Annotated in this window: 22 protein-coding genes; 16 read left to right on the top strand and 6 right to left on the bottom strand. The window is 61.0% G+C overall.

Annotated elements, in window-relative coordinates; translation table 11 throughout:
• Positions 1–122: 122 nt before the first annotated feature.
• Positions 123–1,577, bottom strand: coding sequence for a tRNA uracil 4-sulfurtransferase ThiI (gene thiI / locus ACURWW_RS03425; RefSeq protein ID WP_445615623.1), 1,455 nt, complete (start codon positions 1,575–1,577; stop codon positions 123–125).
• 391 nt (positions 1,578–1,968) lie between these two features.
• On the opposite strand from thiI, the gene glnA reads away from it, so the two are divergent.
• The 11 genes from glnA (at position 1,969) to ACURWW_RS03370 (ending at position 14,828) form a co-directional block, all read left to right on the top strand.
• Entirely contained in the window at positions 1,969–3,375 is a 1,407-nt protein-coding gene (glnA, locus tag ACURWW_RS03420; protein ID WP_445615622.1) for a glutamate--ammonia ligase, read from the top strand.
• 157 nt (positions 3,376–3,532) lie between these two features.
• Positions 3,533–4,051 carry a DUF4124 domain-containing protein gene (locus tag ACURWW_RS03415; protein ID WP_445615621.1) on the top strand — a complete coding sequence of 173 codons (519 nt, stop codon included), beginning with the start codon at positions 3,533–3,535 and terminating at the stop codon, positions 4,049–4,051.
• Positions 4,052–4,247: 196 nt separating this feature from the next.
• On the top strand, positions 4,248–5,375 hold the full coding sequence (gene glnL, locus ACURWW_RS03410) for a nitrogen regulation protein NR(II) (RefSeq protein WP_445615620.1): 1,128 nt from the start codon (positions 4,248–4,250) through the stop codon (positions 5,373–5,375).
• 16 nt (positions 5,376–5,391) lie between these two features.
• A complete protein-coding gene (glnG, locus tag ACURWW_RS03405; RefSeq protein ID WP_445615619.1) occupies positions 5,392–6,807 on the top strand; it encodes a nitrogen regulation protein NR(I) in 1,416 nt (471 codons plus the stop codon).
• A gap of 83 nt (positions 6,808–6,890) precedes the next feature.
• Positions 6,891–7,397 (top strand): chorismate--pyruvate lyase family protein, encoded by a 507-nt coding sequence (locus ACURWW_RS03400; RefSeq protein ID WP_445615618.1) that lies wholly within the window; start codon positions 6,891–6,893, stop codon positions 7,395–7,397.
• Positions 7,398–7,511: 114 nt separating this feature from the next.
• Positions 7,512–8,297, top strand: a complete 786-nt coding sequence (locus ACURWW_RS03395; protein ID WP_445615617.1) for a hypothetical protein — start codon at positions 7,512–7,514, stop codon at positions 8,295–8,297.
• Positions 8,298–8,338: 41 nt separating this feature from the next.
• On the top strand, positions 8,339–9,223 hold the full coding sequence (locus ACURWW_RS03390) for a dienelactone hydrolase family protein (RefSeq protein WP_445615616.1): 885 nt from the start codon (positions 8,339–8,341) through the stop codon (positions 9,221–9,223).
• Positions 9,224–9,531: 308 nt separating this feature from the next.
• Positions 9,532–11,769 carry a PQQ-dependent dehydrogenase, methanol/ethanol family gene (locus ACURWW_RS03385; RefSeq protein ID WP_445615615.1) on the top strand — a complete coding sequence of 746 codons (2,238 nt, stop codon included), beginning with the start codon at positions 9,532–9,534 and terminating at the stop codon, positions 11,767–11,769.
• A gap of 183 nt (positions 11,770–11,952) precedes the next feature.
• Complete coding sequence (locus tag ACURWW_RS03380; RefSeq protein WP_445615614.1) at positions 11,953–13,215, top strand: serine hydrolase domain-containing protein; 1,263 nt, start codon at positions 11,953–11,955, stop codon at positions 13,213–13,215.
• Between the two features lie 298 nt (positions 13,216–13,513).
• Positions 13,514–14,497, top strand: a complete 984-nt coding sequence (locus ACURWW_RS03375) for a metallophosphoesterase (protein ID WP_445615613.1) — start codon at positions 13,514–13,516, stop codon at positions 14,495–14,497.
• The gene (locus tag ACURWW_RS03370; RefSeq protein WP_445615612.1) at positions 14,487–14,828 is read left to right on the top strand and encodes a TraR/DksA family transcriptional regulator; all 342 of its coding nucleotides are present in this window, start codon (positions 14,487–14,489) and stop codon (positions 14,826–14,828) included. Before ACURWW_RS03375 ends, ACURWW_RS03370 begins: the two co-directional genes overlap by 11 nt.
• A 23-nt stretch (positions 14,829–14,851) precedes the next feature.
• On the opposite strand, the gene ACURWW_RS03365 is transcribed toward ACURWW_RS03370, so the two are convergent.
• The 4 genes from ACURWW_RS03365 to ACURWW_RS03350 are packed head-to-tail and all read right to left on the bottom strand — an operon-like array spanning position 14,852 to position 16,754.
• Entirely contained in the window at positions 14,852–15,331 is a 480-nt protein-coding gene (locus ACURWW_RS03365) for a CDP-archaeol synthase (protein WP_445615611.1), read from the bottom strand.
• 35 nt (positions 15,332–15,366) lie between these two features.
• Positions 15,367–15,759, bottom strand: coding sequence for a VanZ family protein (locus ACURWW_RS03360; RefSeq protein ID WP_445615610.1), 393 nt, complete (start codon positions 15,757–15,759; stop codon positions 15,367–15,369).
• Positions 15,760–15,767: 8 nt separating this feature from the next.
• Entirely contained in the window at positions 15,768–16,292 is a 525-nt protein-coding gene (gene secB, locus ACURWW_RS03355) for a protein-export chaperone SecB (protein WP_445615609.1), read from the bottom strand.
• A gap of 54 nt (positions 16,293–16,346) precedes the next feature.
• Positions 16,347–16,754 carry a rhodanese-like domain-containing protein gene (locus ACURWW_RS03350; protein WP_445615608.1) on the bottom strand — a complete coding sequence of 136 codons (408 nt, stop codon included), beginning with the start codon at positions 16,752–16,754 and terminating at the stop codon, positions 16,347–16,349.
• 219 nt (positions 16,755–16,973) lie between these two features.
• Here ACURWW_RS03350 and gpmI point away from each other — a divergent pair, with 219 nt between their 5' ends.
• From gpmI to ACURWW_RS03325, 5 genes are all read left to right on the top strand, one after another.
• Complete coding sequence (gpmI, locus tag ACURWW_RS03345; RefSeq protein WP_445615607.1) at positions 16,974–18,521, top strand: 2,3-bisphosphoglycerate-independent phosphoglycerate mutase; 1,548 nt, start codon at positions 16,974–16,976, stop codon at positions 18,519–18,521.
• Positions 18,522–18,589: 68 nt separating this feature from the next.
• On the top strand, positions 18,590–19,735 hold the full coding sequence (locus tag ACURWW_RS03340; protein WP_445615606.1) for a murein hydrolase activator EnvC family protein: 1,146 nt from the start codon (positions 18,590–18,592) through the stop codon (positions 19,733–19,735).
• A 254-nt stretch (positions 19,736–19,989) separates the two neighbouring features.
• Positions 19,990–21,360 carry a S41 family peptidase gene (locus ACURWW_RS03335; RefSeq protein WP_445615605.1) on the top strand — a complete coding sequence of 457 codons (1,371 nt, stop codon included), beginning with the start codon at positions 19,990–19,992 and terminating at the stop codon, positions 21,358–21,360.
• 98 nt (positions 21,361–21,458) lie between these two features.
• A complete protein-coding gene (locus tag ACURWW_RS03330; protein WP_445615604.1) occupies positions 21,459–22,418 on the top strand; it encodes a divergent polysaccharide deacetylase family protein in 960 nt (319 codons plus the stop codon).
• A gap of 215 nt (positions 22,419–22,633) precedes the next feature.
• Positions 22,634–22,864 (top strand): DUF6316 family protein, encoded by a 231-nt coding sequence (locus ACURWW_RS03325; RefSeq protein ID WP_445615603.1) that lies wholly within the window; start codon positions 22,634–22,636, stop codon positions 22,862–22,864.
• Between the two features lie 90 nt (positions 22,865–22,954).
• Here ACURWW_RS03325 and hisF read toward each other — a convergent pair whose 3' ends face one another.
• Complete coding sequence (gene hisF / locus ACURWW_RS03320) at positions 22,955–23,728, bottom strand: imidazole glycerol phosphate synthase subunit HisF (RefSeq protein WP_445615602.1); 774 nt, start codon at positions 23,726–23,728, stop codon at positions 22,955–22,957.
• Positions 23,729–23,737 lie beyond the last annotated feature (9 nt).

Raw genomic sequence — 23,737 nt, 5'->3', positions numbered from 1 at the left:
TCATTACTGAGCAAGAGTGTACCTGCTCCCGGGAACTCCGGCACCCGCTGATTTCCCAACGGGTGCGTCGGCGGGCGAGTGGTCCCCGGGCACCGTCGCCGTAGGGCGGTCGGAAACCGCAATCAGCCTGCGGGACGATAAACGCCCACATTGCTGTAACCGGCGTCCTGCAGATGAGCGGCGTGCAATTGGCTCATCACGCCCTTGTCGCAGTAAAGCAGGTAGCAGACCGACCCATCCAGGCCCGGGAATCGGCTAGTGAGCTCGTAGAACGGAATCTTCATGACGTCCGCAATGTCCAGCGGCTGTTGCTCCTGCTCGTTCGGATGCCGGATGTCGATGACCACCGACCCGCTATCCACAGTGTCCACCACCGGCACCTCCTTGTCCTCCACCATACTCTGCTGCGCGACTGCAGAGATGGGCAACGATTGCCGCTGCTGGAAGGCCGACTCGAGCTTGTCCCAGTCGAAGTTCGCCTCTTCCCGTTCGACCCGCGCCAGCGTGGCCCGGGTGGTGGGCTTCTGGGAAATGACCCCGCAGTACTCGGGCATGCTGGCGGCAAATTCCTCGGTTCCGATCTTGCGGGAGAGAGTGATGATGTCGCTCTTGTCCATGGTAACCAGCGGGCGCAGCACCAGGGTATCGGTGACCGCGTCAATGACGCTCAGGTTGGCCAGTGTCTGGCTGGACACCTGGGCCACGCTTTCCCCGGTGACCAGGGCCTGAATGCTCATCTCCTCGGCAACCCGGCTGGCCACCCGCAGCATCATGCGCTTGAGGATGACGCCCATCTGGGAGTGGTGGATGGTGGACATGATTTCACTCACCACCCCCTCGAAAGGTACGGTGACGAACTTTACGTCGTGGGACGCGCCGTATTTCTGCCACAGGTAGTAACTCACCTCTTTCACCCCAAGCTCGTGGGCGCGCCCGCCCAGGTTGAAGAAACAGAAGTGGGTGAGCAGACCCCGTTTGGCGGTCATATAACTGGCCACCGTGGAATCGAAGCCGCCGGACACCAGGGAAAGCACTGCATCCTGGGTACCCAGAGGGAAGCCGCCCAGCCCGGGGCGATGGTTCAGCAGCACGTAGCAGTGCTCGTCCACCACCTCCACCCGGACGGTCACTTGCGGGTCCTTGAGCTGGACCCGGGCGCTGTCCACGCCCCGGTTCAGAGCGGCACCCACGTGCCGCTCCACATCCATGGAGTTGAAGTCGTGCTTGCCGGAGCGTTTGGCGCGAACGCAGAAAGACTTGCCGTCCAGCTCCGCGCCGCGGATGGCGAGCACCTTCGCGCCCAGGTCTTCCAGATCCGTAAATTCCACCAGTCGAGCTTCAGCGAAATAGGCGATGCCCGGGGTATTGGCGAGAACTTCGCTGACGCGGGCGACCGTCGCGGGGCGGTCGTCGGGAACTCCGATATCCATCCGGTCCCAGGTTCGGCGTACCTTCAGCTCCCGGTCCACCTCGCCGAGCAGGCGCGACAGGTTGCGCTGCAGCTGCTTGATGAGCCGTTTGCGCACCGGAGGACTTTTAATGGTAATTTCAGGGAAGTACTTAACAACGAAATGCATGAAGCGTTGGAACCTGTGTGGAGCAATGTGGGGCCCGAATTATAGAGATATCCCCGCCCGGGCGCAGCCCGGACCGTCTCGGGCGCCAAAAGCGCAGCAGATAGGCTCCGTATCCGGATGGACGCACCATAATGACGCCGTGGCGCCGCAAATGCTTCATTTTGGTGCACGATGTAGGTCGCGGCCCCTGCTGTATAAGTGGAAATCCCTTGCTGCGCGCGAGCTCTGGCTGATACGCGGCTTTGGCAAACATTTTGCAAATGGTGATTTAGGCGTCTCGCACAGGTGATCACGCTTCTCGCTCGAATGGAAGACGGAGCGCCCGGGCGGCATCCGTCAGTGACACACCAAATCAAGTCAAATCTGTGGCCGCGGCCATCCTGGAGGATCCATGTCAGAGAAAACTCTGCAACTAATCAACGACAACGACGTACAGTGGGTGGATCTGCGGTTCACCGACACGAAGGGGAAGGAGCAGCATGTATCCATGCCTGCCACTGTGGTGGATGACAGCTTCTTCGAAGACGGCAAAATGTTCGACGGCTCCTCTATCGCCGGCTGGAAGGGCATTCAGGAGTCCGACATGATCCTGATGCCGGATGACAGCAGCGCGGTACTCGATCCATTCACCGACGAGCCCACTGTTATCGTCCGCTGCAACATCGTCGACCCCGCCACCATGCAGGGTTATGAACGCGACCCGCGTTCAATCGCCCAGCGCGCCGAGAACTACCTCGCCGCATCCGGCCTCGGCGACAAGGCTCTTTTCGGCCCGGAGAACGAATTCTTCGTGTTCGACGACATCAAGTGGGGCGCAACCATGGCCGGGGCCTTCTACAAGATCATGTCTGAAGAGGCGGCCTGGGCCTCCGAGCACAACTATGAGGAAGGCAACATGGGTCACCGCCCGGGAGTCAAGGGCGGCTACTTCCCGGTGCCGCCCGTGGACTCGCTCCATGACCTGCGCGCGGCCATGTGTAACGCCCTGGAGCAAATGGGCCTGGTGGTGGAAGTGCATCACCACGAAGTGGGCACCGCCGGCCAGTGTGAAATCGGCGTTGGCGCCAACACCCTGGTGAAGAAGGCGGACGAGGTGCAGATCCTTAAATACTGTATTCACAACGTCGCTCACGCCTACGGCAAGACCGCGACCTTCATGCCCAAGCCGCTGGTGGGCGATAATGGCAGCGGTATGCACGTGCACATGTCCTTCAGTAAGGACGGCGTCAACCAGTTTGCAGGCGACGCCTACCACGGCATGTCCGAGCTGGCCCTGTACTACATCGGTGGCATCATCAAGCACGCCAAGGCCCTGAACGCCTTCAGCAATGCGTCCACCAACTCCTACAAGCGACTGGTTCCCGGCTTCGAAGCGCCGGTAATGCTGGCGTACTCCGCCCGCAACCGCTCTGCCTCGATTCGCATCCCCTATGTATCCAGCCCCAAGGGCAAGCGCATCGAAGTGCGCTTCGGCGACAACACCGCCAACCCCTACCTGTGCTTTGCCGCCTATTTGATGGCGGGTCTGGACGGCATCAAGAACAAGATTCACCCCGGCGATCCGGCGGACAAGGATCTTTACGACCTGCCGCCGGAAGAGGCGCGGGAAATTCCCACCGTGTGCACCAGCCTGGACGAGGCTTTGCGCTCCCTGGACGCGGACCGGGAGTTCCTGAAGGAAGGCGGAGTCTTCACGGACGACGTGATCGATGCCTACATCAAGCTCAAGCAGAGCGAAGTGGAACGACTGCAAATGACCACTCACCCCGTGGAGTTCGACCTTTACTACAGCGTTTAAACCGCTCGAGTGACTCCATGAAGCCCGGCTGCCGGCAGCCGGGCTTTTTTGTGCTTCTGATTTGTACGGGTCCACAGCAGCGGCGCTCTGTGCTCGCTCACGGAAGGCGCAACCGCTAAACTAGGGAACGGCATCCATGCTGAGTAAGAGGTGATCAGTGAGACACTATCGGTTCGGAACCTTATCCAGACTCTCTGGCGTACTGCTGCTCCTGCTCGCCATCTCCGCGTGGAGCGCAGAGGTGTACCGGGTGGTGGATGAACAGGGCCGGGTCACGTTTACGGACTCACCGCCAAGAGGGAAGCAGGCCGACAAGGTAGAGGTGAAGGAATCGAACCGGCTTCCGGCCGCACCGACCGTGGACCGCCCACCCCGCGAGGAAGAGCCTGCGCCCACCGATTACCAACTGCGCATAACCTACCCCCCCAATGATTTCCACGTGAATCCCGGTGTCCGGAGCGTTGAGGTCCAGGTCGCGGTGGAACCCGCGCTCAAACCCAACCACAACCTGCAGATCACGGACAATGGCGCGCCCCTTCCTGGCACCCGCCTCGAGAACATCGTGGTGCGCGGTACCCACCTGGTTCAGGCCCGCGTCGTGAGCCGGGAGGGCGAAATCCTGGCTGAGTCGGAGCCGGTGCAGATCCACGTGCACCGTCCAAGCGTCGCTCGCTGACCTGAGCGCACCGCTTCAACGCCCCAACGTCTCGCACACGCACCAAGAGGGCGCCTAAATGCACCACTTTGGTGCACCCCTCCGGTTGGTCTGCTAGACTTTCTTTCCCACCTCCCCGCCATTACTGGGCTCCCGGCCCTGCTGAGTTTTGGTTTGCTTCTTGCAAATGTGGAAATACACGCAGTAGGACGAGCCCATGCGCCCGGAAATCGATTTCAGATTGCTCTTCGAAAACCTCACCAGCGCCGTATTGCTGGTCGATGAGAAACTGCTGGTCCATTACATCAATCCGGCGGCCGAAGCCCTGCTCGGCGTCAGTTGTGAGCAGGCCAGCGGCTCGCCTCTGGTGGATTGCTTCTTTGAGAGCGAACGCGCTCTGGAAGCCATGCGCGACGCGGCGCAGTTTCAGCACATCTATACCAAGCGGCAGGTCCGCTGGCATCTGCCAACGGGTCAGAGCCTGACAGTGGACTATTCCGTGAGCCCCCTGGGGCACGGCGCCGGCCTGCTGGTCGAAGCGCAACACCTGGACCGCCTGCTCCGCATCAGCCGGGAGGAGGCGACCACCGCCGCCCAGGAGACCACCCGCAACCTGGTGCGGGGGATGGCGCACGAGATCAAGAACCCCTTGGGCGGAATCCGCGGCGCGGCCCAGTTGCTGGCCCGCGAACTGCCGGACCGCACCCTGGAAGAATATACCCAGATCATCATTCAGGAAGCGGACCGGCTGCGTAAGCTGGTGGACAAGATGCTCGGCCCCCATCAGCCGGCGGAACTGGAAGAGATCAATATCCATGAGGTCACCGAACGGGTTGCTGCGGTGATACGCGCGGAATCCGGGGGGTTACTGAAAGTGGACCGCGACTACGATCCCAGCATTCCATTGCTGCCCGGCGATAAGGAGCAGCTGATTCAGGCCATTCTGAACGTGGCCCGCAACGCCTGGGAGGCGCTGGAAGACGCGGGCATGGTGTCGCAGGGCGAGATCCGCATCCGCACCCGCGTCCAGCGCCAATTTACCATCGGCCGCTTCCACCATCCGCTGGTGTGCCGGGTGGATGTGATCGACAACGGGCCGGGAATACCCGCCGAGATTGTGGAGGAGATCTTCTACCCCATGATCTCCGGCCGCGCCAAAGGAACCGGGCTCGGGCTGGCGATCTCCCAGCAGCTCATCAGTCAGCACCTGGGGCTGATCGCCTGCCGCAGCGAACCCGGACGCACCGAATTCTCCATTTACATCCCCATCCAGGCGCAGCCCATTCACCCACAGCCCGGCAAGCAACAGCCCAATCGATCAACAGTCCGCCGCCGGGCGGGCTGAAGGACGGAAGCCAGCTATGCAGAAACTGAATCAACTGTGGATCATCGACGACGACCGCTCCATTCGCTGGGTGCTCGAAAAAGCACTGAACCAGGCGGGCATCCAAACCCGGAGTTTCGAAAGCGGGGATCGCGCGCGCCTGCAGTTGCGCAGCCAGGCTCCCGGCGCCGTCATCTGCGACATCCGCATGCCGGGAATGGACGGCCTGGAGTTTCTCCAGCTCCTGCATCGCGACCACCCCGGCATTCCGGTCATTATCATGACGGCCCATTCGGATCTGGACAGCGCGGTAGCGGCCTACCAGGGCGGTGCCTTCGAATACCTGCCGAAGCCCTTCGACGTGGATGAGGCCCTGGCCGTCGCCCACCGCGCCCTTGCCCACGCGCGGGAACAGCGCTACGGCAGCATTCCCGACGAGCCGGATGTGGGCGGTGAAATCATCGGGGAAGCACCGGCCATGCAGGAGGTGTTTCGCGCGATCGGCCGCCTGTCTCAATCCAACATCACTGTACTGATCAACGGCGAGTCCGGCACGGGAAAGGAACTGGTCGCGCGCGCCCTGCACAACCACAGCCCCCGCCGGCACAATCCTTTCATTGCCCTGAACATGGCGGCGATCCCCCGGGATCTGATTGAATCCGAGCTCTTTGGCCACGAAAAAGGCGCGTTCACCGGTGCCGGTGCCCAGCGCACCGGGCGCTTTGAACAGGCCAACGGGGGCACGCTGTTTCTGGACGAGATCGGCGACATGCCCGCGGAGACTCAGACCCGGTTGCTGCGGGTACTGGCCGATGGGGAGTTCTACCGGGTGGGCGGCCACACCCCCATCAAGGTGGACGTACGCATCATTGCCGCGACCCACCAGAACCTGGAACGGCTGGTGGATGACAATCGTTTCCGGGAGGATCTGTTCCACCGGCTGAACGTGATTCGCATCCACATTCCCAGGCTTGCGGACCGGGCGGAGGACATCCCCAAGCTGGCGAAGCATTTCTTTCACCTGGCCGCCGCCGAATTGAGCGTGGAGCCGAAGGTCCTGCTTCCCGCCACGGAAAACTATCTGTGCAGTCTGGCCTGGCCCGGCAACGTGCGCCAGCTGGAGAACACCTGCCGCTGGCTGACCGTAATGGCCGCGGGGCGTGAAGTGCATCTGGAAGACCTGCCGCCGGAGTTGCTGGAAAGAGGGGAAATCACCAGCAACGGCAGCGAATGGGACAATGCGCTGCGAATGTGGGCGGATCAGGCCCTGGCCCGCGGGCAGCAGGATATCCTGTCCGAGGCAGTACCCACCTTCGAGCGCTCGTTGATCGAAACCGCACTGAAGCACACAGCGGGTCGCAAGCGCGACGCCGCCAACCTGCTCGGCTGGGGGCGCAACACGCTCACACGCAAGCTGAAAGAGTTGGGGATGGCGGACGCCGGCGAGGACTGACGACGGAGCACGGAACATCAGTGCGGGTATAGTGGCAGTGCAGGTATACTGGCGCGCCGCAGTTCACAACCCCGAGTTCCCTCATGAGCGACGACTTCGCCCGCCTTAGCCTGAAGCAGAAAATCTTTCTTACCACCGACGGTACCGTCACCGACCTGATCGCGCTCTTCTCCGGCGAAACCATTCGGATCAGCAAGCTGAACCAGGAGGTCCTGCTGAGCGATCAACCGCGCCGACTGGCGCTGCCGGCGCCTGCCCGCCTGCTCAAGCGGGTCGTCCTTCTCAGCGGCGCGGCCAGACACTATCTGTACGCTGAATCCTTTTTCGTGATTGAGCGCATGTCCGCCGAACTGCAACAACAACTGTTGCACACCGACACCCCGATAGGGCTGCTTTGGAAAGAAGCGCGCCTGGAAATGTTCCGGGAGCTGATCGATCGCGGTGTGGAGAGCCGGCCCGACCTGGTGCGGTACTTTCCCGACGCCGACGATGACCTGTTTCTTTCCCGGTGTTACCTGGTCCATCACGGCCAAAAGCCGGTGGGCATGATTACCGAGAAGATGCCGCTCAGTTACTTTCGCGACAATTAACCGCATCAACGACCCCGCTCGATCCAAACAACGCGAACCTGTGCACTTTGCACCGCCTCGACGGCCCCGATAAAAATGCTTACCATTGCGGGAAATTACGGAAGGAGCCTTGTAATGAAAGCCGCTAAAGTAATCGGAATTCTGGTTCTCATCGTGGTCGTCGGGGTCATTGGCCTGGTGTACTACGGCATCAGCAACCTGGACGGTCTTGTGAAAACCGCGGTGGAACGCTTTGGCAGCGATGTCACCCAGACCGCGGTGACACTGGACGAGGTGAACATCGACCTGCAAGAGGGCCGCGCTCAACTGAGCGGCTTTGTGGTTGCCAACCCAAGCGGATACACCAGCGATTACGCCTTCTCCCTCTCGGACATCATCGTTCAGATCCAGCCCTCCTCCATCGGCACCGGAACGGACGACGTAATCGTGATCAATGAAGTCACCGTGGACGGCGCCAGCATCATTGCCGAGCTACAGAGCCTGCGCAAGAACAACCTGCAGGACATTATGGGCAATGTCCAGAGCGAGCTCCCGGAAGGCGCGGAAGAGCCCGAGCCGACCCCCAGTGAACCCTATTCCGGTCCCAATTTCCGTGTGGAACGCTTTGTCTTCAGCAATGCGGACATCTCGGTAACCAGCGCAGAGTTCGGCGATCGGACCCTCCAAATGCCTGCCGTCAACGCAACCGATCTCGGCGGGGAGGCCGGCCTGCCTCCGAAGGAACTGGCGGCCGCGTTGATGAATCAGGTGCTTGCGCAAGCCACCCGGACCGTTCGCAGTGAAGTGGAAGGTGCAGCAAAGGAAGAAGTCCGTAGCCGCGTTCAGGAAGAGGTGCAGGAGAACCTCAGCGAAGAGGAGCGAGAGAAGCTTCAGGATCTTCGCGACCGCTTGGGTCGGTGACAGGGGCAAGGCTTCACGCAACAACAACACTGGAGAAAGAAATGCGCAACATCATCGCGGCCTTGTTTTTATGTGTAGTGAGCCTGGTCGGCTGTGACTCGGCGAACCAGCAGTCCGCGCAAGAGCAGACCAGCGCCCGGGAGCCCACCGGAGCCGCCGAAACAGAGTCCGGGAATGCGGACATCCGCGGCGAGGAAGTGAGCTACCAGGTGGGCGACACCACCTTCAAAGGCTATATCGCCTATGACGCCAATCAGGAAGGACAGCGCCCGGGCGTGCTGGTGGTACACGAGTGGTGGGGGCACAACGAGTATGTGCGCACCCGCGCCCACATGCTCGCGCGCATGGGCTACACGGCCATGGCGCTCGACATGTATGGCGATGGCAAGCAAGCCGCCCACCCCGAGGATGCCCAGAAGTTCATGAGCGAAGTGATGGGCAACATGGAGCTGATGCAGCGGCGCTTCACCGCGGCACAGGAACAACTTGAACAGCATCCGACCACCAGCCCGGCACAGATCGCCGCCATTGGCTACTGCATGGGTGGCGCGGTGGTCCTGACCATGGCCCGAGAGGGCGCGGACCTGGCAGGCGTGGCCAGCTTCCACGGCAACCTGGGCACGGAGGATCCGGCACAGCCCGGCGAAATCACGGCCGACATCCTCGTCCTGCATGGGGCCGATGACCCCTTTGTCCCCCAGGAGCAGGTGGAGGCCTTCAAAGCGGAGATGGAAGCGGCCGGCGCGAACTACGAGTTTATTGGCTATCCGGGGGCTGTTCACGGGTTTACCAATCCGGGGGCGACCGCTCTGGGCGAGGAATTTGACCTGCCGCTGGCCTACGACGAATCAGCCGACGAGCAAAGCTGGGCGGAACTGGAGCAGTTTCTTCAGGATGTTTTTTCCGAGCAGCAAATCGCTCAGTAGTTCGACCTGTCTTTCAATGTGCATTCGCTGCTTGAGCTCCGCCGGGAGTTCGAGCAGCCCAGTCCGGATACCCTCGCCTTTCCTGCAGTTTCCTCAACCATCCTTTTCCTGCCCGTTGAACAACAGCCTGACCGTTTAATCACTGCCTGTTGAGCACCGGCCTGCTGAACAAATGGCGGTCGATCCGAAGCAAATTTCCGGTGACCACCGCGTCTCATTTGGATTTTCCCATGATCCTCGTATACTCGTGTCTGGCCCCACGGGATAACAATAACGCTCCACACTGATAACAAAAAAGGCCGGCTCCTATGCGCAAGATATTTCTGGCGGTGATCCTCGTTGGTGCGGTTTTCGGCATCTACTTTCTTTCCATTCTCAGCGACGACCTGCGCTCCCGCGACGCGGTGGCGGACGGCGGCGGACAGGCGACGGCGGCCGATCGTCCGGGTGCTGCAAGCCTCGACATCAACGGACAACGAATCGAGAATGCCGATTCGGAGCCCGGCAACTGGCTGAGCCACGGGCGCACCTACGACGAGGCCCGCTTCAGCCCTCTCGACCAGATCAACCACAGCAATGTGCAGGACCTCGGACTGGCCTGGTACTTCGATACGGAAACCAGCCGTGGCCTGGAAGCGACCCCCCTGGTGGTGGACGGAGTCATGTTCTCCACGGCGGCGTGGAGCGTGGTTTTCGCCCACGATGCGAAAACCGGCAACCTCCTCTGGAAGTACGACCCCCAGGTGCCAAAGGAATGGGGAGCCTATGCCTGCTGCGACGTGGTCAACCGCGGGGTTGCGCTTTGGGAAGGCACACTCTACGCGGGAACGCTGGACGGATACCTGGTGGCGATCGATGCAACCACGGGTGAAGAACTGTGGAAGGTGAACACCATCGACCGCGACAAGCCCTACACAATCACCGGCGCTCCGCGTGTGATCGATGGGAAGGTCATCATTGGTAATGGCGGAGCGGAATACGGGGTCCGCGGCTACGTCAGCGCCTTCGATGCCGAAACCGGTGAACAGCTCTGGCGCTTTTACACTGTACCGGGAGACCCCGCCGACGGCTTCGAATCTCCGGCACTGGAGCGGGCCGCGGAAACCTGGAACGGACAGTGGTGGCAGTACGGTGGCGGCGGCACCGTGTGGGACTCCATGGCCTACGACCCCGAACTGAACCTGCTGTACATTGGCACCGGCAACGGCTCGGTCTGGAACCGGGAAGTGCGCAGCCCCGGGGGCGGCGATAATCTTTACCTGTCCTCCATCGTTGCATTGAACCCCGATACGGGTGAATACGTTTGGCATTACCAGACCACTCCCGGGGACAGTTGGGACTACACGGCGACCCAGCATCTGATTCTCGCCGACCTTGAAATCGACGGCCGCTTGCGCCAGGTCATCATGCAGGCACCCAAGAACGGCTTCTTCTACGTCATCGACCGAGTCACCGGGGAGTTCATCTCGGCGGAGAACTATGTGCCGGTCACCTGGGCCACTCACGTGGATCCGCAAACCGGACGACCGGTGGAAACCGCCAATGCGCGCTATCAGGCCGCAAACCCGCTGGCGGAGCTTTCAGCCGAGCAGCAAGTGGCCGCCCTGAAGTCCCTGTCCGACGAAGAGCTCGCGGGCGCGTTTCATCTGCCCGGCCCCCTCGGTGGTCATAACTGGCACCCCATGAGTTACAGCTCCGAGACGGGCCTCGTCTACATTCCTGCCCTGGAAATTCCCTTTGCCTATGGCAACGAACCCGCCTTCAGTTACAACGAAGGCCGCTGGAACCTAGCGGTGGACCCCCTGGCCAACATGCCGACGGAAGATCCCGCGCTGGACGACCGCATCGACGGTCTGTTGCGCGGCCACATCAGCGCCTGGGACCCTGTCCGGCAGAAGGAAGTGTGGCGTGTGCAGCACGCGGGCTCCTGGAATGGCGGCATTCTGTCGACCGCGGGCAATCTCGTGTTTCAGGGCACCTCACATGGGCAATTGGTTGCCTATCGCGCGGATACCGGCGAGGAGCTCTGGTCGGCCCCGGCCCAGACCGGCGTGGTGGCTCCGCCTGTAACCTACACCATCGACGGAGAGCAGTACGTTACCGTTGTTGCAGGCTGGGGCGGTGCCTTCCCCCTGACCGCCGGCGGCGCGGCGGAGAAAATCGGGCAAAAGCACCGCGGCAGGATTCTGACCTTCAAACTGGGAGGGCAGGCCCAACTGCCCCCGCTGGCTCCGGACGACACCCTCCCGCCGCTCCCCGATTTCGAGCAGCCGGAGCAGGAACAGGTTCTTGCCGGCAAGGCCGCCTATCACCGATTCTGCGGCGTCTGCCACGGGCCCGGTTTGCATGGGGGCGGCGTCATTGCAGATCTGCGGCACATGGGCGTGGAGAAACATGCATTGTTTGAGGACATTGTGCTCGGAGGCATTTACAAGAGCGTCGGCATGGTCAGTTTTGCCGACGTACTGAACGAGCAGGAGGTTGAAGCCATTCAGGCCTACGTGCTCACGGAGGCCCGGGAACTCAGAAGTATCGAAACGGAATAAGGCCTATCGGGGGCCGGACAGGCAGGAGTAATCGCCTGCCCGGTCATCACAAAACTTAGCACTTGTCGCCCGGGCCCCGATGCCGGGGCCTGTTAAGATTCCGGTACACAACAACAATAATCGACAACCATTCCGCTCGCGCTGTCGATTTCCAGAAAACAGAAAAACATAACGAGGCTTTTCATGCGATTAGCGAATACGCGAACTCTTGTGATGGCGGTCCTGCTGGCCGCCACGTCCGCAACGGCCATGGCGAAGGATCTGAGCTTTGCCAAGCCCGAAAAAGTCGGCATGTCCTCCGAGGCTCTGGAATCCATCGATGCCATGATGGAACGGTACGTGGACAGCGGCCAGCTGCAGGGCATCGTCACCATGGTCTCTCGCCGCGGCAAAGTCGTGTACTACGACAAGTACGGCCAACTGGATGTTGAACAGGAAAAACCCCTGGAGCTCGACAGCCTGTTCCGGATCTATTCCATGACCAAGCCCATCACCACCGTAGCGGCGATGATGCTCTACGAAGAAGGCCGTTTCCAACTCACCGATCCGGTGGCCAAGCACATCCCGGAGTTCGAAGGCAGCAAGGTCCTGGTGGACGGGAAGCTGGTGGAACAGGCAAGCCCCTTCACGATCCAGCAGCTGATGAGCCACACTTCGGGCCTGACCTACGGCGTGTTCGGCAACAGCGATGTGGACAAGATGTACCGCGAAGCGGGCATTCTCAGTGAAAAGAATCTGGAAGAATTCGTGGAGGATCTCAGCGAGATTCCGCTGGCCTTCCAACCGGGCGATCGCTGGCACTACAGTGTTTCCGTGGATGTACTCGGCCGACTGGTGGAGGTGCTCTCCGGGCAGTCGCTCGACCAGTTCATGAAGGAACGCATCTTCGACCCCCTGGAGATGGACGACACCTTCTTCCAGGTGCCCGCTGACAAGGTCGAACGCTTCGGTACCAACCACATGTTTACCCCGGATGGAGAACTACAGGTGATCGATCGACCCGAAGGCGGCGAGTTCACCCGGGAGGTCACCTTCTACTCCGGTGGCGGCGGACTGGTGTCCACGGCCGAAGACTATATGCGCTTCGCGCAAATGATGCTGAACGGGGGCGAGTTGCACGGCAAGCGCATCCTCGGCCGCAAAACCGTGGACTACATGACCCGCAACCACCTGAACGGAATCTTTGCCACCATGGATGGCAATGGCACCACCAATCGCGGCCCCGGCTTCGGTTTCGGGCTCGGTTTCGCGGTCACCCTCGATCCAGCCGCAAGCGGTACCATCAGCTCCCAGGGTGAGTACTATTGGGCGGGCCTGGCCGGCACCCTGTTCTGGATCGACCCGGTGGAGGAACTGATTACCATCGCCATGATCCAGCAGCAGGGTTCCCAGATACCCTTGCGCAATGTGCTGAAGGCGATCACCTACGGCGCCATTACGCACTAGCAGAGTTGAAAACTCTTTCTCGACGGCCAGCCGGGCGGTTCGGCTCGAGGTCAACAAAAACGGGGCCCGGGTTACTCAACCGGGCCCCTTTTTTTTGGCTGGACACTTCCATTCGGTCCGGCACAACCCGGCGGCGTCGGCGGTCTGGTGTTTCGCGGAACATTCAGCTTCCCGAGGTTTCTTCAACTTCATGTTTACCCGTCGTGGAGGGTATTGACCGCGCGCTGCAAGGCAGCCGGCATAAGACCACCACTGACGATTTCAACAATCTGTGTGCGAACTTCCGGGCCATGAATTAATGAGTGCTTTTGCGCCGGATACATCACAGCGGGACCTGGGCCGGTTGGGCACCCGCCTGGATGGTGTTCATGCTCAGCGTCGCCTCGACCTCGAACGACGGCATCATCAGCGGGTGGTCGCGTGGCATCGCCGCTTCTTCCACATCGAGAATTGGTATTCCATCCACGGCTTCATCCGAAATTGCCTGCGGGCCGCGGGGCTGCATCGAAGAGGGCAGGAAAACGCCCGCAAGGTGCAGCTTCGGGAGAACAGTTTTATTCTGCCGCGGCTTCCCGACGCGTTTGCGGAATTTCGGATTCTGCACCTGAGTGATCTGCACCTGGACATGGACCTGGCCACAACCGCTGCCATTGCGGATCGGGTTCAGGATCTCAACTACGACATCTGCGTGCTGACCGGCGATTACCGCGCCAACACCTTTGGAGACAGCAGTCGCGCCATGGCGTTGATGACCAGCCTGCGCGCGGAGCTGAGAGAACCGGTGTACGCCGTGCTGGGTAATCACGACAGCATACACATGGTGCCGCGCATGGAGGATCTGGGGATCCGGGTGCTGATGAATGAAGGCATTCGCCTGATTCAGAACGGCGAATCGATCGGCCTGGCCGGGATTGATGACGCCCACTATTTCCATCTGGACGATATCCCGACCGCCGCGCGTTCAATCGCCCAGGAGCCGGTAAAGATTCTGCTCTCCCATACTCCCGAGGTGTTCGATCGCGCAGCGGAGCCGGGCTTTGATGTCTTCCTCTGCGGTCACACCCACGGCGGCCAGATTTGTCTGCCGGGTGGCATTCCCCTGACTCTGGAAGCCAGTTGCCCCCGCTTTCTCGGCAAGGGCCCCTGGCAGTACGGGCAAATGCAGGGCTACACCTCCGCCGGGGCCAGCACCTCGGTGGTCAATGTGCGCCTGAACTGCCCGCCGGAAGTCACCATTCACACCCTGGAAAAGGCTCCGGAGCGGGCGCCTGATGAATATTGAGCAGCTACAGGAACTGGAGCAGCGCCTGGATCAGATCCGCCGCGAGCTCATTGAGCGGGACGAGCACTCCAGGGCGGCGGCGAAGCGCGGCAAGGTCGACAAATGCGCCGTTGATCGGCTGTCGCGCATGGACCTGGTGCAGGCTCGGGAAATGGCTGTTGAAGCGGAACGGCGGCGGCAGGAGCGCCTGCGGGAGGTCGCGGGAGCCCTCGAGCGGCTGAAACAGGGCAACTACGGGCACTGCTTCGGCTGCGGCCAGGAAATCGACATTCGCCGCCTGAAATCGGACCCCGCAACCACCCACTGCATGGCCTGCGCGCAGGTCCATTAGCGTCCGGGGGAAAGCGCGGTGGCTCAGTGCGGAGCTCTGCGCAAGCCCCATCGAAACAACAGCGGGGAGAGAGCCACATCCGCCACTCCAAATAACACCACCGCCCCGATCAAGGGCGGCCAACCGTAGTCGAACGCGATGTGCAGAAACAGTGCGGGGATCAGGGACTCGGGCAATTGATCCAAGCCGACGGCCCGGGCGCTCGATGCCATTCCCAGGCGGCGTTTGGAATAACTGGATAAAAGATCGCCGATCATTGCGCCGGCACCGACCACCACGCCAACGGTCCAGGGCACACCCACAGCAAGCGCCGACAAGGGTGTGAGGCAAAGGGCTGCCACTATCCCGCGCCAGGTTTTGGTCGCCCCGAACAGACGCGCTCCATCCGCCAGTACCCTGCCTCGGTCGACCGGCCAGTTCGCGACGGAACCGAGCAGCCGGGCGGTCAGCACCGGCGCTCCGTTGGCGACGATCAGGAGTACTGTGATTGCAATGACCTGCATTCAACCCTCCGCTTGAGCAGGGGCATCAGCTCCGCTCAGCGCAGCCGTCGAATCAGGTGCGCCTCGACTGGGGGCCAGATGACGGCTGCTACGCCAAAGGCCACAGCAACTCCCAGGCCATTGGCGAGCAAGTCCTCAACGCTGAAGCTCCTCTCGGGCACGAGATGCTGCAAGCTCTCCACCAGAACGGAGTAAAGGAAAAGGCCGAGCGCCGCCCACCAGGGGAATCGGGGGACGGGCCAGGCGATTCGAAGGGAAAACGTGAGGACGGACCAGGCAAGAACATGGAGGAGTTTGTCCCAGACGGTGGTGAACACCTCGCCGGGGCTCGGAACCAGGGACAAGTAGGTGGCCCAGCCCGTCAGGATGACGAACTGGTGCCATGCGGCGATTTGATAGAGCTGAAAGCCGCGTCGATACCGACCCACAAAGCCGCCTAGTTGACGCTCTGGTCGCTGCCCTCGCCTTCACCGGACTCGGCGTTTTCCTGGGAACGGGCGACCGCTTGCGCGAACAGGGCATCGAAGTTGATGGGCGGCAACATGAGAGCGGGGAAACTGCCCTTGGTCACCAGACTGTCGACCGTCTCACGCGCGTAGGGAAAGAGGATTTGCAGGCACATGGTGTTGAGCACCTGGGTGAGCTGCCGGTCCTCGAGACCCGCGATGCCAAACAGGCCCGCATGCTGGATTTCCACCAGGAAAGCGACCTTATCGTCCAGCTTGACCGTGATGGTGAGGGACAGGACCACTTCGTACTGGTTTTCAGCCACACGCTGGTTCTTGGAGTTGATCTCCTGGTTCACCTGGGGCTTCCATGCCTGACCGAAGGCGTTCACCCCCAGGGGCGCCTCGAAGGACACGTCTTTTACATAGATTCGCTGAACCGCAAATTGCTGACCGTTGCCCGCCTGGGCATTGTTCTCAGTCGCGTCTGTGGACTGTTGGTTCTCGTCTGCCATGGGTACTCACTCCAGAATTTAAACGATTGTTATTGTGACGACAGTGATCTTCGTTCACTTCACCAGCGGCAGGTTCTGATTCTGCCACTCTGTCATGCCGCCTTGCAGGCGGCCGACCTTGAATTCCTTCTTGCGCAGGGTGTTGCCGACAGTTCCCGCGTGCTGCCCCATCTTGTCCGCCAGAACGATCAGCTTGTCCTTGTGGGGCAGCAGCTCCTCCCAGCGATCATTGACCTTGTTGAAGGGAAGATGGATGGCGTTGACGATGTGACCGGCGTTGAAATCGGCCGACTCACGGATGTCTACCAGCACCGCCTCATCGTTGTTCATCAGCCGGGTCAATTCATGGGACGTCAGGGTTCTGCCACCGCGACGCTTTTCGTTCCAGAAAAAAATGTAGAGCAATACGAGGAATGCGGCGATCAGCCAGAACTGCTCGCTGATAAAAATGAAAAAATCCACGGTCTTTCGTATCCGCCTTTGCTGAATCCACTGGGGACAGGATTGTCGTAGGCAGGACGCACCCGCCGGCGTAGGGGGCTGGAGTATACACCATCAAATGCGGGAGACCGAGACCGGCCGCCAGCATCCCGCCCCCCGGCGGCGTGGAGTTCCCGGGGGGATGCCAGTAGAATGCGGCATCTTCAAACGTCCACTTACTCACAGGCAGCAGTGAATTCAATGACTGAAGCGAAGCGACCTCTGGTATTGATCGTCATCGACGGCTTCGGCTACTCGGCCGAGTCCAAGTACAACGCCATTGCGGCGGCAAAAACTCCGGTTTGGGACGCCCTGTGGCAGAACGGGCCCAAGACGCTGATCAATACCTCGGGGATGGCCGTGGGTTTGCCGGAAGGGCAGATGGGCAACTCAGAGGTGGGCCACATGACCCTGGGAGCGGGTCGCGTGGTCTACCAAAGCTACACGCGCATTAACAAAGCCATTGAAGATGGCAGCTTCGCCACCAACCCGGTCTATCTGGACGCCATCGACAAGGCTGCCAGTCAGGGCAAGGCGGTGCATATCCTGGGTCTGCTTTCGCCGGGCGGGGTGCACAGCCACGAAGATCACCTGGTGGCCATGATCAAACTGGCCGCCGCGCGCAAGGCGCAGCACATATACCTGCACGCTTTCCTGGACGGCCGGGATACACCGCCGCGCAGCGCCGCGGCATCGCTCCAGAAGGCGGAGGAGGCCTTCGCGGAGGCAGGCCACGGCCGCATCGCCAGCATTACCGGGCGCTTCTATGCCATGGACCGGGACAACCGCTGGGATCGAGTACAGGCGGCCTACGATCTGCTGGTGGACGGCAAGGCCGATTACCGGGCTGATTCGGCCGGGCAGGGGCTTGCGGCCGGCTATGATCGCGGGGAGAACGACGAGTTTCTCAAACCCACTGCCATTGCCGGGTCGGACGACCGGGAAGCAACCGTGCAGGACGGTGACGCGGTAATCTTCATGAACTTCCGTCCCGATCGGGCCCGCCAGCTCACGCGGGCATTCACGGAAAAAGGGTTCGCGGAATTCCCCGCCCGTCAGCCGCAGCTTGCGGCCTTTGTGCAGACCACAGAGTACAGTGCCGACATCGACGCTCCCGTTGCCTTTCCGCCCCAGGACCTGGCGAACTCCATGGGCGAGTATCTGGCCCGCAACGGCAAAACCCAGTTGCGCATCGCTGAAACCGAGAAATACGCCCACGTGACCTTCTTCTTCAGCGGCGGGCAGGAGGAACTCTACGAAGGGGAAGACCGTATTCTGGTGCCCTCCCCCAAGGTGGCCACCTATGACCTGCAACCGGAGATGAGCGCACCGGAAGTGACCGACAAACTGGTGGCCGCAATCGAGTCGCGCAAATACGACACCATTATCTGCAACTACGCAAACTGCGACCAGGTGGGGCACACGGGCATTTTCGAGGCCGCAGTCCAGGCGGTGGAGGCGGTCGACCAAAGCCTTGACCGCGTACTGACGGCCATCTCCGCCGTGGGCGGGGAAGCCCTGATCACGGCTGATCACGGTAATGTGGAAGTGATGTTCGACGATGCCTCAGGCCAGGCAATGACCCAGCACACAACTTTGCCGGTCCCGCTTGTGTATGCGGGGGAACGGGAACTATCCTTGGCGGAGGGAGGCAGTCTGGCGGACATCGCTCCCACCATGCTGGCCTTGATGGGCCTGCCCCAGCCAGCAGAAATGACCGGCCGCAACCTCGCCAGCTTCGATAACTGATAACTCGGACGGTGACCGGCGGCCTCCGGGACCACCCAGTCCTCAACAGGCTCTTATTAGGTGAAGCCGTGCGCAATTCATTCACACTTCTGGTCGCGCTGACCGGCATTGCGTTGTGCATGCCCGTGTCCGCCGAGAACGTGTCCGAGGCGGAATACCAGGCCCGGCTGGAAGCGCTGCAAAAAAACATTGGAGAGCTGCAGCAGGAGCTCAATGCGGTCAAAGGCAACCGCGACCAGCTCCTGACGGACCTCCAGGAAAACGAAACCAGCATCGGCGAATTGCTGGAGAAGATCGAAAGCATCAAGCGGGAACTCAAGGAGGACGAGCAGGCACTGCTCCAGCTTCACAGGGAAAGGAAGCAGCTGGCTGGGGAGCAATCCAGCCAAAAAAAGCACGTAGCCCAGCAGGTGCGCGCCGCGTACCAGCTGGGCGGACAGAGCACTCTTAAACTGCTGCTGAATCAGCACGACCCTCAGTCCATTTCGCGCCTGCTCAAATATCACGATTACGTACTCACCGCCCAGAGCGCGAAGATTGCCGCCTACGTGGAGGGTATCGAGCGCCTGAACACCATTGAGCCCCGTATTGTGGAGAATACCCGTCGTCTGAAGCGCAACCGGACCCGGTTGCAGCGGCGCCACGATGAACTGCAGAACCGGCAGCGAGAGCGTCAGCAGATGCTGGCGAGGCTGGAAGCCACCATAAAGACCAAGGATGAAGAGCTTCAGAAGCTCAACCGCGACCGCCGGCAGGTGGAAGAGCTGATGTCCAGGATCGTGGCGAAGATCGGGACCGGGTCCACCTTCAATCAGGACGCCCCCTTCGCGGACCTGCACGGCAAACTGCCCTGGCCCGCGAACGGCCGCCTCGCCCATCAGTTTGGCAGCGAACGGATTGCCGGGAAGATGAAATGGAGCGGCGTGATGATCCGCGCCCCCGAAGGCAGCCCCGTGCGGGCCATTCACCACGGCCGGGTCGTTTTTGCGGACTACCTGCGCGGCCACGGGCTGCTGATCATCGTGGACCATGGCGCGGGCTATATGAGCCTGTATGCGCACAACCAGAGCCTCAAGAAGAATGTCGGCAACTGGGTGGAAGCAGGCGAAGTCATTGCCAGCGTGGGGAGCAGTGGCGGGCAGCCGCAGGCTGGGCTATATTTTGAGATCCGCCAGAACGGCCGTCCCACCAACCCCAACCGCTGGTGTGGCTAGCGGCCGGGCTCCTCCGCCTGCCCCGTTTCTACCGGCAAATTTGCGCAGCTTTACCACACGGTCCGGATAGACCTGCTAAAGTCTGTAGGCAGGCCGGCGCGCCGTGGCGGCGTTTACTAGGGTACTGACGAATTTTTGTACCTGATGCGGGTCTAGAAGATAAAACTGAATCTCATCAAATTCCTGGGGATTTCACCAACCGCCTGCGAACCAACTGAAGTCGCCTCGGCGTGACTTCCGGAGATTAGCATCCCATGACCAAATTTCGCTCCATCGTTTCCTTTGCAGCCCTTCTTGCGGCCCTGAACTTCGCCAGCCCCGCGCTCGCGCAAACTGCGGCGGGCGCTGATGCCGACCGGCAGGAGGAAGGCGTACTGCCCCTGAACGACCTGCGCATGTTCACAAAGGTCTACAACCACATCCGTCAGGGCTACGTGAAGGACATCAGCGACCAGGAGCTTCTGGAGTACGCCATCAAGGGCATGCTTGCCGAACTGGACCCCCATTCCTCCTACCTCGATACCGCAGCCTTCGAAAAGCTGCAGGTGAATACCGCCGGTGAGTTTGGCGGTCTCGGGATCGAAGTGGGCATGGAGAACGGGTTTGTAAAAGTCATCAGCCCGATGGACGGAACTCCCGCTCACGCGGCGGGTGTTGAAGCCGGCGACCTGATCATCAAGCTGGGCGGCAAGGCGGTGAAAGGGATGGGCCTGAGCGAGGCGGTTGACCTCATGCGCGGACCGAAGGGCAGCGAGATCGTCCTTACGATTGTGCGCGATGGCGTGGAACAGCCCTTTGAGCTCACCCTCACCCGCGACACCATCAAAGTAGCGAGCGTGCGCTCGCGCGTTCTCGAGCCCGGCTACGGCTATCTGCGGATCGCCCAGTTTCAGGCCAACACCGGGGCGGATGTGGTATCCGAAATCCGCAAGCTCAAGGACCAGGAGCAGAACCTCAAAGGGCTCATTCTCGACCTGCGCAACAACCCCGGGGGTGTACTGCGCGCCTCAGTGGATGTGGCCGACGCTTTTCTCGAAGAGGGTCTGATCGTCTACACGGAAGGCCGGATTCGCGGTGGCGATCAGCAGTATTCCGCCGAGCCCGGTGACGAAATCAACGAATTGCCGCTGGTGGTACTCATCAACGAAGGCTCAGCCTCGGCCTCTGAAATCGTGGCGGGTGCACTGCAGGACCACCGGCGCGCGGTCATCGTCGGCACCGACAGTTTCGGCAAAGGCTCCGTGCAGACAGTGATCCCCATCAGCGACGACAAGGCTATCAAGCTGACGACCGCCTTGTACTTCACTCCGGGCGGGCGCTCCATCCAGGCCCAGGGCATCAGCCCCGACATTTTTGTGGAGCGCGCCAAGGTAACCGCCATCAAATCACGGCTGCGCACCACCGAGGCGGATCTCGACCGCCATCTGGGCAATGGCAATGGCGGAGAGGAGAGCGGATCGGATGACCGCGTCGGCGCCGGGGGCAACCTGCTGGAGAAGGACAACCAGTTGGCCGAAGCTCTCAATCTGCTCAAGGGGCTCAACGTTTTCGGTCAGCGCACTTCGCCCAAACCGTCCGTGGAAGACACCGCGGAGCGATTGGCGAGGGCGGAAGACGAGCACTGATTTCCCCACGGCGCCCTACGGGAATCAGCCGCGTCTGATTAACAATAATGGACCAAAGACAGCCGGCGAAAGCCGGCTTCGTCATATCAGGGGATGGGATGCGAAAACGGACTCCCATTGCACTGCCCGGCTTGTGCTTTCGTGCTCTTTTTCTATGGGGCTTGTGTTCCTGGCCAGCAGGTGCCGCACAACTCGCCGAGCCTGTCGACAAGGTCCACTCCCCTGTTTTTGATTTCCCTGCCTCGTATTGTGGCCAAAGGGCGCAGCAAGCGCTCGCCTATCTGGAAAACTCCACTGCGGAGCTGTCAGGCCAAGCCCCACGAATCTCGATCGTGATGGACGACCTGGGCTACAGCCTTCCGCTCGGTCGCAGAGCGATCGAAATGCCCGGCGCCCTCACCTTAGCGGTTCTGCCCCGCAGCCCTCACGCATCGGCGCTTGCGGACTTCGCTCAGGCGCAGGGGAAGGAACTGATGGTCCATTTGCCCATGAGTAATCTGTCGGGCCAGGCCCTGGATGAGGGCGCCCTCACTGCCGCCATGGACGAGGATGCTTTCCGGGCGGTACTGACTGACAATCTGAGCGCGTTGCCAGGGGCCCTCGGAGTCAATAACCACATGGGAAGCCTGCTTACCCAGCAGAGCCAGGCCATGGGCTGGCTCATGGAAGAACTGGCCCAGCGCCAACTCTACTTCGTGGACAGTCGCACCACCGCCGCCAGTGTCGCCCACGGACAAGCCAGGGCTATGGGGGTCCCCAGCCTTGAGCGAAAGGTATTTCTCGACCATGAGCGCGGCTGCGAACACATGGGCCGGGCCTTCAGGCACCTCCTCGCCGTAGCCGCGGGTGAAGGGCAGGCATTGGCCATCGCGCACCCCTATCCAGAGAGCCTGGAGTTTCTGGAGGCGATCGTACCTCTCCTCCCCGCCCACGGGATCGAGTTGGTCTTCGCGTCCGCTCTGTTGCCAGGACGTGACCCTGCTCACAGGCTTGAGCCGCCGCCGGAACCTCCCGGTGCAACCCAAACTCTACCTTTTGGGCATGAGAGTACGAAATAACTATGATTAAATCGTATATCGCGCGCCAAAAAAACCGTTTATCATATTGGGTTATGATCGAATGATTCGATCATGGCATTTTTATTAACTTCGGTTATTAGCAGTATGCCGCGTATACCCGCAGACGGAACCTCACAGGGGTGGTCATCGGGCCGTGATGGATGCGCGGCGAGATGTACAGATTGCCTGGCAATCACAACTACAGGATGAGTATCATGAAGTTTAATCGCACCGGCGAACAAGGAAACGTCCCCGCTCGAACCGATCGGTTCTTCACGAGCAATGATTACTGGTATTACACCACTCGCGAAGGCGTGGACATCGGTCCCTTCGACAGTTTCGAAGACGCGGCCAATGGCGCAAACGAATTTATCGATTTCATCTGCGGGGCAGAACCGTCTTTCAGCGAAACGCTGGAGCTATACAGCCGCCGCAACGTAGCCTAGGGCCCAGGCCCACAGCCGCAACGGCGCTCCGACGAGCGCCGTGCACCGCTTCCCGCTCCAGTTCCCCAGCCTGAGTATTCTCCGCCCCGCTCAAAGGCGTACTTCGATCCCCTGCTCGCGCATGTAGGCCTTGGCTTCCGGAACCGTGGCCTCCCGGAAGTGAAAGATGCTGGCCGCAAGCACCGCATCGGCCCTGCCTTCCACGATTCCATCCACCAGGTGCTGAAGATTGCCCACACCGCCTGATGCAATTACCGGAATATCCACCGCTTCACTCACCGCGCGGGTCAGCGCAAGATCGAAACCGTCCTTGGTACCGTCCCGGTCCATGCTGGTCAGCAGAATCTCGCCGGCGCCCCGGGCAGCCATTTGCCTCGCCCACTCCACCGCATCAATTCCGGTGGGCTTGCGACCGCCATGGGTGAAGATTTCCCAGCGAGGCGCTGTCCCATCGCTGCTCACCTGCTTCGCATCGATGCCCACAACGATGCATTGGGCACCAAAGCGCTCGGACGCAGCACGAACAAAATCCGGATCCCTGACGGCTGCCGAGTTAATGCTGACCTTGTCGGCGCCGGCGTTCAGCAAGCTGCGGATATCCTCGAGCGTACGGATTCCACCCCCTACCGTAAGAGGAATGAATACCTCGCCCGCCATGCGCTCCACGGTTTGTACCATGGTGTCCCGGCCTTCGTGGCTGGCGGTAATGTCGAGAAAGACCAGTTCGTCGGCGCCCTCCTCGTTGTAACGCTTTGCCACCTCCACCGGATCGCCCGCATCGCGAATGTCCACGAACTTAACGCCCTTCACGACCCGGCCCTGATCCACGTCGAGACAGGGAATAATGCGTTTAGCAAGACTCACAGCACTTTT

The sequence above is a fragment of the Gilvimarinus sp. F26214L genome (assembly GCF_054401055.1).
Note: the sequence above shows the minus strand (reverse complement) of the source record. Positions and strands in the feature narration are given on the sequence as shown.

Coding starts and splice junctions, on each gene's coding strand:
- thiI (WP_445615623.1), bottom strand. CDS start 1,577: ATGCATTTCGTTGTTAAGTACTTCCCTGAAATTACCATTAAAAGTCCT.
- glnA (WP_445615622.1), top strand. CDS start 1,969: ATGTCAGAGAAAACTCTGCAACTAATCAACGACAACGACGTACAGTGG.
- glnL (WP_445615620.1), top strand. CDS start 4,248: ATGCGCCCGGAAATCGATTTCAGATTGCTCTTCGAAAACCTCACCAGC.
- glnG (WP_445615619.1), top strand. CDS start 5,392: ATGCAGAAACTGAATCAACTGTGGATCATCGACGACGACCGCTCCATT.
- ACURWW_RS03400 (WP_445615618.1), top strand. CDS start 6,891: ATGAGCGACGACTTCGCCCGCCTTAGCCTGAAGCAGAAAATCTTTCTT.
- ACURWW_RS03395 (WP_445615617.1), top strand. CDS start 7,512: ATGAAAGCCGCTAAAGTAATCGGAATTCTGGTTCTCATCGTGGTCGTC.
- ACURWW_RS03390 (WP_445615616.1), top strand. CDS start 8,339: ATGCGCAACATCATCGCGGCCTTGTTTTTATGTGTAGTGAGCCTGGTC.
- ACURWW_RS03385 (WP_445615615.1), top strand. CDS start 9,532: ATGCGCAAGATATTTCTGGCGGTGATCCTCGTTGGTGCGGTTTTCGGC.
- ACURWW_RS03380 (WP_445615614.1), top strand. CDS start 11,953: ATGCGATTAGCGAATACGCGAACTCTTGTGATGGCGGTCCTGCTGGCC.
- ACURWW_RS03375 (WP_445615613.1), top strand. CDS start 13,514: ATGAGTGCTTTTGCGCCGGATACATCACAGCGGGACCTGGGCCGGTTG.
- ACURWW_RS03370 (WP_445615612.1), top strand. CDS start 14,487: ATGAATATTGAGCAGCTACAGGAACTGGAGCAGCGCCTGGATCAGATC.
- ACURWW_RS03365 (WP_445615611.1), bottom strand. CDS start 15,331: ATGCAGGTCATTGCAATCACAGTACTCCTGATCGTCGCCAACGGAGCG.
- secB (WP_445615609.1), bottom strand. CDS start 16,292: ATGGCAGACGAGAACCAACAGTCCACAGACGCGACTGAGAACAATGCC.
- gpmI (WP_445615607.1), top strand. CDS start 16,974: ATGACTGAAGCGAAGCGACCTCTGGTATTGATCGTCATCGACGGCTTC.
- ACURWW_RS03335 (WP_445615605.1), top strand. CDS start 19,990: ATGACCAAATTTCGCTCCATCGTTTCCTTTGCAGCCCTTCTTGCGGCC.
- ACURWW_RS03330 (WP_445615604.1), top strand. CDS start 21,459: ATGCGAAAACGGACTCCCATTGCACTGCCCGGCTTGTGCTTTCGTGCT.
- ACURWW_RS03325 (WP_445615603.1), top strand. CDS start 22,634: ATGAAGTTTAATCGCACCGGCGAACAAGGAAACGTCCCCGCTCGAACC.